This window comes from Streptomyces sp. NPDC054883, from assembly GCF_053610645.1.
Map to the genome: position 1 here is coordinate 43,641 of NZ_JBSGYT010000054.1, position 11,328 is coordinate 54,968.

11 protein-coding genes are annotated in these 11,328 nt (G+C 74.6%); 7 read left to right on the top strand and 4 right to left on the bottom strand.

Annotated features, from left to right (window positions below; genetic code table 11):
- Positions 1-39 precede the first annotated feature (39 nt).
- A complete protein-coding gene (locus ACWGH1_RS29970; RefSeq protein ID WP_453352955.1) occupies positions 40-822 on the top strand; it encodes an SDR family oxidoreductase in 783 nt (260 codons plus the stop codon).
- A 39-nt stretch (positions 823-861) separates the two neighbouring features.
- On the top strand, positions 862-3,450 hold the full coding sequence (locus ACWGH1_RS29975) for a bifunctional FO biosynthesis protein CofGH (protein ID WP_453352954.1): 2,589 nt from the start codon (positions 862-864) through the stop codon (positions 3,448-3,450).
- Positions 3,451-3,470: 20 nt separating this feature from the next.
- Here the strand turns inward: ACWGH1_RS29975 and ACWGH1_RS29980 are convergent, their stop codons facing one another.
- The gene (locus ACWGH1_RS29980; RefSeq protein WP_453352953.1) at positions 3,471-4,562 is read right to left on the bottom strand and encodes a cation diffusion facilitator family transporter; all 1,092 of its coding nucleotides are present in this window, start codon (positions 4,560-4,562) and stop codon (positions 3,471-3,473) included.
- Positions 4,563-4,821: 259 nt separating this feature from the next.
- Here ACWGH1_RS29980 and ACWGH1_RS29985 point away from each other — a divergent pair, with 259 nt between their 5' ends.
- The gene (locus tag ACWGH1_RS29985; RefSeq protein WP_453352952.1) at positions 4,822-5,229 is read left to right on the top strand and encodes a ribonuclease domain-containing protein; all 408 of its coding nucleotides are present in this window, start codon (positions 4,822-4,824) and stop codon (positions 5,227-5,229) included.
- Here ACWGH1_RS29985 and ACWGH1_RS29990 read toward each other — a convergent pair.
- The gene (locus tag ACWGH1_RS29990; RefSeq protein WP_453352951.1) at positions 5,193-5,591 is read right to left on the bottom strand and encodes a tyrosine-protein phosphatase; all 399 of its coding nucleotides are present in this window, start codon (positions 5,589-5,591) and stop codon (positions 5,193-5,195) included. The genes ACWGH1_RS29985 and ACWGH1_RS29990 overlap by 37 nt on opposite strands.
- Positions 5,592-5,927: 336 nt before the next feature.
- Between ACWGH1_RS29990 and ACWGH1_RS29995 the strand changes: the two genes are divergently transcribed.
- From ACWGH1_RS29995 to ACWGH1_RS30005, 3 genes are all read left to right on the top strand, one after another.
- On the top strand, positions 5,928-7,136 hold the full coding sequence (locus ACWGH1_RS29995; RefSeq protein WP_453352950.1) for an ADP-ribosylglycohydrolase family protein: 1,209 nt from the start codon (positions 5,928-5,930) through the stop codon (positions 7,134-7,136).
- 69 nt (positions 7,137-7,205) lie between these two features.
- Positions 7,206-8,063: a hypothetical protein gene (locus ACWGH1_RS30000; protein ID WP_453352949.1), complete on the top strand. Its 858-nt coding sequence runs from the start codon at positions 7,206-7,208 to the stop codon at positions 8,061-8,063.
- Positions 8,064-8,174: 111 nt separating this feature from the next.
- Positions 8,175-9,035 (top strand): TIGR03619 family F420-dependent LLM class oxidoreductase, encoded by an 861-nt coding sequence (locus tag ACWGH1_RS30005; protein ID WP_453352948.1) that lies wholly within the window; start codon positions 8,175-8,177, stop codon positions 9,033-9,035.
- Positions 9,036-9,057: 22 nt separating this feature from the next.
- Here the strand turns inward: ACWGH1_RS30005 and ACWGH1_RS30010 are convergent, their stop codons facing one another.
- Entirely contained in the window at positions 9,058-9,996 is a 939-nt protein-coding gene (locus tag ACWGH1_RS30010) for a M56 family metallopeptidase (RefSeq protein WP_453352947.1), read from the bottom strand.
- On the bottom strand, positions 9,993-10,364 hold the full coding sequence (locus ACWGH1_RS30015) for a BlaI/MecI/CopY family transcriptional regulator (RefSeq protein ID WP_453352946.1): 372 nt from the start codon (positions 10,362-10,364) through the stop codon (positions 9,993-9,995). Before ACWGH1_RS30015 ends, ACWGH1_RS30010 begins: the two co-directional genes overlap by 4 nt.
- A gap of 134 nt (positions 10,365-10,498) precedes the next feature.
- Between ACWGH1_RS30015 and ACWGH1_RS30020 the strand changes: the two genes are divergently transcribed.
- The gene (locus ACWGH1_RS30020; RefSeq protein ID WP_453352945.1) at positions 10,499-11,179 is read left to right on the top strand and encodes a DedA family protein; all 681 of its coding nucleotides are present in this window, start codon (positions 10,499-10,501) and stop codon (positions 11,177-11,179) included.
- Positions 11,180-11,328 lie beyond the last annotated feature (149 nt).

Consider the following 11,328-nt stretch of genomic DNA (forward strand, 5'->3'; position numbering starts at 1 on the left):
TACCCTGACGGACCGTCAGTCCTACAGCCAGGAGGGGTCATGCTGCTTCGCGGGAAGACCGTCGTCGTCTCCGGGGTCGGTGCCGGGCTCGGGCATCAGGTGGCCGCCGCCGTTGTGCGGGACGGGGGGCACGCCGTGCTCGGGGCGCGGACCGAGGCGAACCTGGTCAAGTCGGCCACCGAGATCGACCCCGACGGCGCGCACACCGCCCACCGCCCGACCGACATCACCGACGAGGCGCAGTGCGAGGCCCTCGCCGCGCTCGCCGTCGAGCGCTTCGGCGGCATCGACGCCGTCGTGCACGTCGCCGCCTGGGACTCCTACTTCGGCGGCGTCGAAGACGCCGACTTCGGGACCTGGCAGCAGATCATCGACGTCAACCTCCTCGGCACCCTGCGCATGACCCGGGCCTGTCTGCCCGCCCTCAAGCGGGCGGGCGGGTCCGTCGTCATCATCGGCACCCAGTCCGCCGTGGCCTCCCCCTCCCAGGTGCAGCAGGCCGCGTACGCCGCGTCCAAGGGGGCGCTGACCTCCGCCATGTACTCCATGGCACGGGAACTCGGCCCCCACCAGATCCGCGTCAACACCGTGCTGCCGGGGTGGATGTGGGGGCCGCCAGTGCAGGCGTTCGTGACCTTCACCGCCCACTCCGAAGGCGTGCCCGAAGCCGAGGTGCGCGCCCGGCTCTCGGAGCGGATGGCCCTGCCGGACCTCGCCACCGACGGCGATGTCGCAGACGCCGCCGTCTTCTTCGCGTCCGACCGGGCACGGGCCATAACCGGCCAGTCCCTGCTGGTCAACGCCGGTGAGCTGATGCGATGACCGCTCCCTGCCCGGTCCCCCGGATCGTATGCTCGGCCCATGACCACTCCGAGTGACGCCCCGAGTGACGCCCCGACCGACAACGCGATGCGCCGCGCGCTCCGGCGTGCCCGTGACGGCGTCGCGCTCGACGCGACCGAGGCGGCCGTGCTCCTCCAGGCGCGCGGCGAGGCGCTGGCGGACCTCACCGCCTCCGCCGCCCGGGTCCGCGACGCCGGCCTTGCCGCGGCCGGGCGGCCGGGCGTGATCACGTACTCGAAGAGCGTGTTCGTCCCCCTCACCCGGCTGTGCCGCGACAAGTGCCACTACTGCACCTTCGCGACCGTCCCCGGGAAGCTCCGCCGGGCCGGCCACGGGATGTTCATGTCGCCCGACGAGGTGCTCGACATCGCCCGCCGCGGCGCGGCGCTCGGCTGCAAGGAAGCGCTCATCACCCTCGGGGACAAGCCCGAGGACCGCTGGCCCGAGGCGCGCGAGTGGCTGGAGGCGCACGGCTACGACGACACGATCTCCTACGTGCGGGCCATCTCGATCCGCATCCTGGAGGAGACCGGCCTGCTCCCCCACCTCAACCCGGGCGTCATGTCCTGGGCCGACTTCCAGCGGCTCAAGCCGGTCGCCCCGTCCATGGGGATGATGCTGGAGACCACCGCCACCCGCCTGTGGTCCGAGCCGGGCGGCCCGCACCACGGTTCCCCCGACAAGGAACCGGCGGTCCGGCTGCGCGTGCTGGAGGACGCCGGGCGGTCCTCCGTACCGTTCACCTCCGGCCTGCTGATCGGCATCGGCGAGACGTACGAGGAGCGCGCGGAGTCGCTGTTCGCGCTGCGCCGGGTCTCGCGCGCCTACCACGGCATCCAGGAGCTGATCATCCAGAACTTCCGCGCCAAGCCGGACACGGCGATGCGCGGCATGCCGGACGCCGAACTCGACGACCTGGTGGCGACGATCGCCGTCGCGCGGCACATCATGGGCCCCGCGGCCTGCCTGCAGGCGCCGCCCAACCTGGTCGACGGCGAGTACGCGCGGCTGATCGGCGCCGGCATCGACGACTGGGGCGGCGTCTCCCCGCTGACGCCCGACCACGTCAACCCCGAGCGGCCCTGGCCCCAGATCGACCTGCTGGCCGAGCAGTCGGCAGTGGCCGGCTTCGAGCTCCGCGAGCGGCTGTGCGTGTACCCCGAGTTCGTGCGGCGCGGCGAGCCGTGGCTGGACCCGCGGCTGCTGCCGCACGTACGGGCGCTCGCCGATCCGGGGACCGGGCTGGCGGACGAGGCCGCCGAGGTGACGGGCCACCCGTGGCAGGAGCCGGACGAGGGCTTCACCGCGTACGGGCGCACCGACCTGCACGCCACCATCGACACCGAGGGGCGTACGGGCGACCGCCGCGAGGACTTCGACCTCGTCTACGGCGACTGGGACGCGCTGCGCGAGGCCGCCGCACCCGGCATGGTGCCCGAGCGCATCGACACGGACGTACGGACCGCGCTCGCGCAGGCCGCCGACGACCCGGAGAAGCTGACGGACGCCCAGGCGCTGGCGCTGCTGCACGCCGACGGGCCCGCGCTGGACGCGCTGTGCCGGGTCGCGGACGACCTGCGCAGGTCGGTGGTGGGCGAGGACGTCACGTACATCGTCACGCGGAACATCAACTTCACCAACGTCTGCTACACCGGCTGCCGGTTCTGCGCGTTCGCGCAGCGCCGTACGGACGCGGACGCGTACACGCTCTCCCTGGAACAGGTCGCGGACCGGGCGGCGCAGGCGTGGGACGTCGGCGCGGTCGAGGTGTGCATGCAGGGCGGCATCCACCCGGACCTGCCCGGGACGGCGTACTTCGACATCGCGCGGGCGGTGAAGGAGCGGGTGCCCGGCATGCACGTCCACGCGTTCTCGCCGATGGAAGTGGTCAACGGGGCGACCCGGACGGGGATGTCCGTACGGGACTGGCTGACGGCCGCCAAGGAGGCCGGGCTGGACTCGATACCGGGCACGGCGGCGGAGATCCTGGACGACGAGGTCCGCTGGGTGCTGACCAAGGGGAAGCTGCCGGCGGCGGACTGGACCGATGTCGTCACGACGGCGCACGAACTGGGCATCCGCTCGTCGTCCACCATGATGTACGGGCACGTGGACCAGCCCCGGCACTGGCTCGGGCACCTGCGCACGCTGGCCCGGATCCAGCAGCGGACGGGGGGTTTCACCGAGTTCGTGACGCTGCCGTTCATCCACACCAACGCGCCCGTGTACCTGGCGGGCATCGCGCGGCCCGGGCCGACGGTGCGCGACAACCGGGCGGTGACGGCGATGGCCCGGATCCTGCTCCACCCGCACATCACCAACATCCAGACGAGCTGGGTGAAGCTGGGCGCCGAGGGCGCGGCGGAGATGCTCCGCTCCGGGGCCAACGACCTGGGCGGAACGCTGATGGAGGAGACCATCTCCCGGATGGCGGGTTCGAGTTACGGCTCGTACAAGTCCGTCCGGGACCTGATCGCGGTCGCGGAGGCCGCCGGGCGGCCCGCGAAGCCCCGTACGACCCTGTACGGGGAGGTGCCGCCGGAGCGCGTCCGGGCAGCGGCGGCCTCGGACGGGCACCTGCCGGAGCTGCTGCCGCTGGTGGACTGAGCCGGAGCCGGCGCGCGCGCTCAACCGCGCGCGGTGTGGTGGGCGAGGGCCGCGTGCGGGTCGTCGTGGCCGTGGCCGGCGGTGTGGTCGGTGTGGACGGTGGCGGCCGTCAGCCGGGGCACGGCGTGGATGAGGGCGTGTTCGGCCGCGACGGCCAGGGCGTGGGCCTGTACGACGGTCAGGTGCGGGTCGACGACGATGTCGGCCTCGGCCCGCAGCGTGTGGCCGATCCACCGCAGCCGGACCTGCCCGAGGCCGCGGACCCCGGCCACGCCGCGCAGCGCCCGTTCGGCGGTGTCGACGAGGGCGGGGTCGACGGAGTCCATCAGCCTGCGGTAGATCTCGCGGGCCGCGTCGCGCAGCACCACCAGGATGGCGGCGGTGATGAGCAGGCCCACGAGCGGGTCGGCGGCCCGCCAGCCGAGCGCGGCGCCGCCCGCGCCGAGGAGGACGGCGAGCGAGGTGAAACCGTCGGTGCGGGCGTGCAGCCCGTCCGCGACGAGCGCGGCCGAGCCGATCCGGCGGCCGGTGCGGATGCGGTAGCGGGCCACCCACTCGTTGCCGGCGAACCCGGCCAGCGCCGCGGCGGCCACCGCCCCGAGGTGGCTGACGCCCCGCGGGTGCAGCAGCCGGTCCACGGCGGCGTGGGCGGCGAGTGCGGAGGAGGCGGCGATGGTCAGCACGATGACGATGCCGGCCACGTCCTCGGCGCGGCCGTACCCGTAGGTGTAGCGGCGGTTGGCCGCCCGGCGGCCCACGACGAAGGCGATGCCGAGGGGCACGGCGGTGAGCGCGTCGGCCGCGTTGTGGAGGGCATCGCCGAGCAGCGCCACCGAGCCGGAGAGGGTGACGACGACGGCCTGGACCACGGCGGTCACCGCCAGGACGGCCAGCGAGAGCCACAGGGTGCGCATGCCGTCGCGCGAGGCCTCCATCGCGGAGTCGACCTTGTCGCGGGTGTCGTGGCCGTGCGGGGTGAGGAGGTGGGCGACCCGGTGGCGGAGCCGCGCCCGGCGGCCGTGGCGGTGCTCGTGCTCGTGCTCGTGGCGGGACCCGTGCCCGTGCCCGTGCCCGGGGTCCCGGTCATCGTCGTGATCGTGCTGGGTGCTCACGGCAAGGGCGCCTTCCGGGAAGACGGGGCAGGACGGCTCGGCCCCGGGCACGCCCTGGCGGCCCGGCGCGGCACGCCACCACCCTACAAACGCCGCCCCCGCCGAAGGCGTGTCCCACGTCGGGCACCCGCGCCGGGTTGCGGACGGCTTAAGGCCGGGCGGCGCCCCGGTTCCGCAGGTCACGGTGCCGGTGAACAGGTGGGAAACACCCGGCGGTTGGGATTCCAGCCGGCTCTCTACGCGCGTCATCATGACCGGCATGAGGATCTCCCCACGCTTCGCAGCCCTCGGCGCGGCCGCCGCCGTCGCCGCCACCCTCCTCGCGGGCCCGGCCGCCTCCGCCGCCCCCGCCGCCCCCACCTCCGTCACCGCCATCACCTCGGTCGGCCGGATCTGTTACTCCGCGCTGCCCGCCCAGGCGCACGACACCCTCGACCTCATCGACCAAGGCGGCCCGTTCCCGTACTCCCAGGACGGCGTCGTCTTCCAGAACCGCGAGGGGCTCCTGCCCGGCCGCACCACCGGGTACTACCACGAGTACACCGTCATCACCCCGGGCTCCCCGACCCGCGGCGCCCGGCGCGTCATCACCGGCGCGCAGACCGCCGAGGACTACTACACGGCGGACCACTACGCCTCTTTCCGCCGCGTCGACTTCGCCTGCTGACACCGCGGCCGATTCGGCCCGGTACGCGTACGCCGCCGAACGGTCACCGACCGGTCGGGGGCGTCGTGGCGTCTCGGCGTCGTGGCGCCGCGGCCTGCGCGTCGGCCGAGGAGGAGGTCCTTCCTCAGCTCCTTCAGCTCGCGGACGTCGATGCCGGGGCCCTGGCCGGGGTAGCGGTAGAAGGTGCCGTACGCGGCCTTGACCTCGTCGTAGCCGGCGTTGAGGTATTCGGGGCGCACGTCCGGCATCGGCTTGCAGACGGCGGCCCGCTGCGCCGGGAGGCGGGACAGCACCGCGTCGTTGGCGGCCTTGCGGTAGTCGTTGCCGGCCAGGTAGTCGGCCCGGCCGGGGGACTTCGGCATGGTCCGGAAGGACGGCGGGCCCGCGAAGACGTCGGCGACGGTGTACGAGCCGTCGGCGCCGGCGGTGACGGTGGCCTCGGTGAAGGCAACCGCCTGGCTCCGGTGGTGGCCCGACCAGGGCAGGTCCCAGCCGGCGGCGGTGGCGGCGGGGGCCGCGACCAGGGGGACGGTGAGTACGGAGGCGACGACGGTCGCGGCGAGCAGTGGCGAGACGCGGGCCGGAAGTGTTCGGATTCCGGCCGTTCTCCGGCCACTTCTGCGCGACGTGACTCATACCGTCCGGGTTCGACCGAACCTGTCCACTAAAGTGCGCGCCAAAGCCTGGGGGGAAACAGCATGGACACGAGAACAGCGACGGCCGGGACCCCGGACACGGCGGATCCCGCGGGCACCGGCACCTCCGCGGCGGCCTCCGCCCTCACCTCCAGCGCCACCTCCACCGCGCTCTGGGGCCGCGCCGAACAGCAGGACTTCCGCAGCCGGGTCCGCGGCACCCTTCTCGGCTCCGCGATCGGCGACGCCCTCGGCGCCCCCGTCGCCGGCCTCTCCCTCGACGGCATCCGCGGGACCCACGGCCTGGCCGGCCTGACCGAACCGGCCCCCGCGCACGGCCGCCGGGGCACCGTCACCGCCTCCACCCAGCTCGCCCTCTTCACTGTCGACGGGCTGATCCGGGCCCACGTGCGCCGGGACACCGGCGGCTGGCACCCGCCGACCGACGTCCACCGGGCCTACCTGCGCTGGGCCGCGACCCAGCACGACTGGGGCCCCGACGAGCGCCGCAAGGACAACGGCTGGCTCGCGCAGCAGGAGTGGCTCTACGCCCGCCGCGGCCCCGACCGCGCGTGCATGACCGGCTTCGCCGACGACATCCTCGGCACCCCGGACCAGCCGAAGAACCCCACCGCCCGGGACGCCGCCGCGACCGCCCGCTCGGCCCCCTTCGGCCTGCTGGTGGGCTGGGAACCGGCCCTCGTCCTCCAACTCGCCGTCGAGTGCGCCACGCAGAGCCACGGGCACCCCACCGCGTACCTGTCCGCGGGGGCCTTCGCCGTGATCGTCCACGGGCTGACCCGGGGCGGATCCCTGGACGCCGCCGTCCAGCGCGCCCTCGGCCTGCTCGGCTCCCGCGCCTCCCACCAGCCGGTCACGGACGCCCTCCAGCGGGCGGTGTCGGCCGCCACGCAGGGGGAGCCGAGCCCCAAGATGGTGGAGTCCCTGTCACCGGGGGACGGCCGCGACGCCGAAGACGCGCTGGCCGTCGCCGTGTACTGCGCCCTGGTCGCCGAGGACGTCCCGCACGGGCTGCGGCTCGCCGTCAACCACGGCGGCGACTCCACCGTCACCGGCGCCATGTGCGGGGCCCTGCTCGGCGCCCTGCACGGCGAGACGGCCCTGCCGGCGGCCTGGCTGGCCGACTTGGAGGGCCGCGCCACGATCCTGGAGCTGGCCGACGACTTCGCGCTGGAAATGACCCAGGGGCCGGCCCTCCACGGCCCCTCCGCCTCGGCCCCGGGCTGGCTGTCGCGCTACCCGCGCGCCTGATGCCCCGCCACCGGGCCCTTGCCGGCTCGGCGGGAGGCGGTGTCGGGGGCGTGAAGTAGCGTTCTCGCCATGAGCATGCCCCCGCCCCAGTCCCCCGGCCCGTACGGGACCCCGCAGCAGCCGAATCCGTACGGCGGACAGCAGCAGCCGTTCCCGCAGCAGCAGGGCCTGCCGGGTGCCCAGGGGTACCCCGGTCAGCCTTACGCGCCGCAGCCGTACCCGGGTCAGGGGCCCTGGGGACAGCCGCCGATGGGGCCGCCGATGGGGCCGCCGCCGCGCAAGAACCGGGCCGGGCTGGTGATTGCCGTGGTCGCGATCGCCCTGGGCGGGCTGCTCGTCGCGGGCTTCGTGGTGAACCGGATCACCCAGGCGGGGGCCGCGGTGAGCGGGGCCGGTTTCCCCGCCGCCAAGTACCGGCTCACGGTGCCGCAGACGATGCTGAGCGGCACGTACCAGCTGTCCCAGGACCTGTCCCAGACCAAGGGCAAGGAGATCGTCGACGGCGCCTACGACCCCAAGATCCGCAACCCCAAGCCGGTGGTCGCCCAGTACACCTCCGAATCCGCCACGGACCCCGGCGTCCTCGTCATCTCCGGGATGTACGGCCAGTTCAAGGACCCGGCCGGCGCCCGCCGGAAGATGATCGCGGGCGCCCAGGAGGGCGACGGTGCGCAGCAGGCGGTCCCGCCGAAGGACATCACGCCGGGCGGCTCGGACGTCACCCTGACCTGCCAGGTGGTGACCTCGATGCAGAACGGCACGAAGGTCCCGCTGCCCATGTGCGCGTGGGCGGACGAGAACACGGGTGCCACGGTCGCCGTCGTCACCGCCGGGACCTCCAGGCAGAACCCCGCCTCCATCGACCTGAACCGGGTGGCCGAAACCACCCTCAAGGTCCGCGCGGAGGCCCGTCAGCCGATCGGCTGAGGCCGGGTGCCGAAGCCGGGCGGCGCGCCCGCCGTACGGGCCCGGCGCCCTGTCGCCCGGGGCCGCGGGCCCCTACGTTGGCCGTCCGACGTCTCGGAGGTGCCATCACCCATGCGGATCGCCACGACCATCTTCCTCACCGACCGCACCATCACCCCCACCCGCCTCGCCCGCATCCTGGAGGAGCGCGGCTTCTCCGGCCTCTACCTCCCCGAACACACCCACATCCCCGTCATCCGCGACACCGTCGCGCCGATGGGCGGCGAACTCCCCGAGGAGTACGGGCGCACCCTCGACCCCTTCGTCGCGCTCGGCCAGGCCGCCGCCGTCACCGAGCGGCTCCACGTGGGCACCGGCATCACCCTGGTCGCCCAGCACGACCCGATCGTCCTCGCCAAGCAGGCCGCCACGCTGGACCACCTCTCCGGCGGCCGGCTCACCCTCGGCGTCGGCTACGGCTGGAACGTCGAGGAGGCCGCCGACCACGGCGTCGAGTGGCGCACCCGGCGCGAACTGGTCGGAGACCGGCTGGCCCTGATGCGTGCCCTGTGGGCCCCCGACCCCACCGGTTACGAGGGCGCCTTCGGCTCCGTCCGGGCCAGCGAGGCCCACCCCAAGCCGGCCCGCCCGGCCCGTGAGCTGCGCCCCGGCGCCCCGCTGCACGGCCCGCGCACCCTCATCGGGGGCGCCGCCGGCCCGAAGCTCTTCGCGGCCGTCGCCGACCACGCGGACGGCTGGCTCCCCATCGGCGGCGGCGGTCTCACCGAATCCCTCCCGGTGCTGCGCCGCGCGTGGGAGGACGCGGGCCGGGACCCGAAGGCCCTCCAGGTGGTCCCGTACGCGGTCCGCCCCAGCGCGGGCAAGCTGGCCCACTACGCGGACCTCGGCATCGAGGAGGTCGTCCTGCAGCTGCCGCCGTCGGCGGAGCCGGAAGTGCTGCGCGTGCTGGACGGGTTCGCCCAGTACCTCTAGACCGTCCCGGGGGGGGCAGCGGCTAGCGGCCGGCCGGCGCCTCTCCCTGGGCGACCTCCACGCCGCGGTGCAGGCCGCTGAGGCCGAGGCCGGCGGTGACGGTGGTTCCCGCCGCCAGGGCCACCAGCAGGCAGGCCGCCGCCGCTGCCGCGCCCCGGCGCACCACCGGCGGGTGGAGCAGCGCCCGTACGCGGTGGGGGACGGGGCCGCCCGCGGCGCGGGCGGCGAAGTCCGGGCGCACGGGGCCCGCGCCGCCGTGCCCGGCCAGCGCGGCGCGGCCGATGGCGCGGGCGGTGAGGCGGCGGTCGCCGGTGGCGGCCGCGGCGGCCTCGTCGGCGACCCGCTCGACGGCCAGCGCGACGGCCTCGCGCACGGCCCGCAGCGCCGGGTGACAGCGCGCGGCGAGATCGGCGGCGGCGAGGAACCAGTGGTGGCGGCCCGTCAGGTGGGCCCGTTCGTGGGCGAGCAGTGCCTCGCGCTCGGGCCCGTCCAGGACGCGGAGCATGCCGGAGGTCACCACGACCCGCCCCGGGTTCCCCGGCAGGGCGTAGGCGTCCGGGTCCGGTCGGTCCAGGATGCTGAGGTCGCCGGCCCGGGCCGCCCCGCGCACCTGTTCGCGGGCGCGGCGGTAGTGGCGGAGCTGGCGCAGGACCGATCGGGTGATCCCGTACGCGCACAGCGACAGGGCGCCGACCGCGAACGCGGCGGCGGGCCCGGTCACGTCGGGCGGCGCGACGTCGAGCGGGTGGATCAGGTGGCCGAGCCGGGCCAGGGCGGACACGCCGAGCGCCCCGGTGAGCAGGAGGCCGCCCAGCGCGGCGAGCCAGCCGGCCGCGAGGGCGCACGCGGTGCCGGTCAGCGCCCACAGGGCGACCGGCGGGCGCAGCCGGGGGGCGGCCCAGCGGGCCAGGGGCTGCGCGGCGAAGGGCAGTACCAGGGAGGCGAGCAGGCCGGTGATCACTGCCCGCCGCCCTCCAGCAGGTCCCGCAGGACGCGCTCGTCGTCGGGGCTGAGCTCGGAGACGAAGCGCGCGAGGACGGTTTCGCGGTCGCTGTCCTTGTCGAGTTCGCGGTGCATGCGCCGGGCCGTGAGGCCGTGGGCGTCGCGTACGGGGAAGTAGGCGTAGCCGCGGCCGGAACGCTCGCGGGCTACGGTGCCCTTCTCGTGGAGCCGGGACAGGATGGTGGTCACCGTCGTGCGCGCGAGGTCCGCCGTAAGGGTCTTCTGCACCTGGGCGGTCGTCTGCGGCTCTTCCGCGGCCCACAGTGCGGCGAGCACGCTCGCCTCCAGCTCCCCCGCCGGCCTGCGGTCGGCTGTCGCCCCGGTCATCGTTCTCTCCCCGCCTCGCGATCGTCTACAGTGCAGTAGACCGTCTACGGGATTGTAGTCGACCGGATGTTCCACCCTGCGGCCGGCTTCCGGCTGCGCGGATCCGTCACGAACCCAGTGAGAGGCCCCCTGCCATGGCCGTCCCCGCCTCCTTGGCCGTCCCCGCCGCGAACGACCTCGCGGTCAACCTGCTCGACGCGCACTCGCTCCTGGCCACCTTCGGCGTCGTCGGCATCGCGGTGGTGATGTTCGCGGAGACCGGGCTGCTGGTCGGGTTCTTCCTGCCCGGCGACTCGCTGCTGTTCACGGCCGGCCTGCTGTGCGCCGGCACCTCGGAGGGCGACGCGAAACTCTCGCTGCCCCTGGTACTGGCCGCCTCGGCGGCCGGAGCGCTGCTCGGCGCGCAGACCGGCTACCTGATCGGACGCCGGGCGGGCGGCGCCCTCCTGGAGCGCAGCAGGTCCAAGCGGCTGCGCGAAGGTGCGGAGCGCGCCGAGGAGTTCCTGGCCAAGTACGGGCACGCCAAGGCGATCGTGCTGGCCCGCTTCGTCCCCGTGGTGCGTACGGTCCTCAACCCGCTGGCCGGGGCGCTGAACGTGCCGGCCCGCGTCTTCACCCTGTGGCAGGTCCTCGGCGGTCTCCTCTGGACGGCCGGCCTGGTACTGGCCGGGTACGCGCTCGGCTCCTCCGTCCCGAACGTCGACCGGTACCTGCTGCCGATCGTCGCCCTGGTCGTCGCCGTGTCCCTGCTTCCCCTGGCGATCGAAGTGCTCCGCTCCCGGCGGGCCCGCAAGCAGCAGAACGGAACCGTTTGATGACCTCCACGTACGACGGTTCGCGCATCGACGGCCCGGCCTACGTCGACGTCGTCGACGCGGCCCACCGGGCGCCGGGCTGGCTGAACGCCCTGGCGGCCGCCTGGTCGGACTACGGCCTGGCACTCTTCGCGCTGCTGATGCTGCTC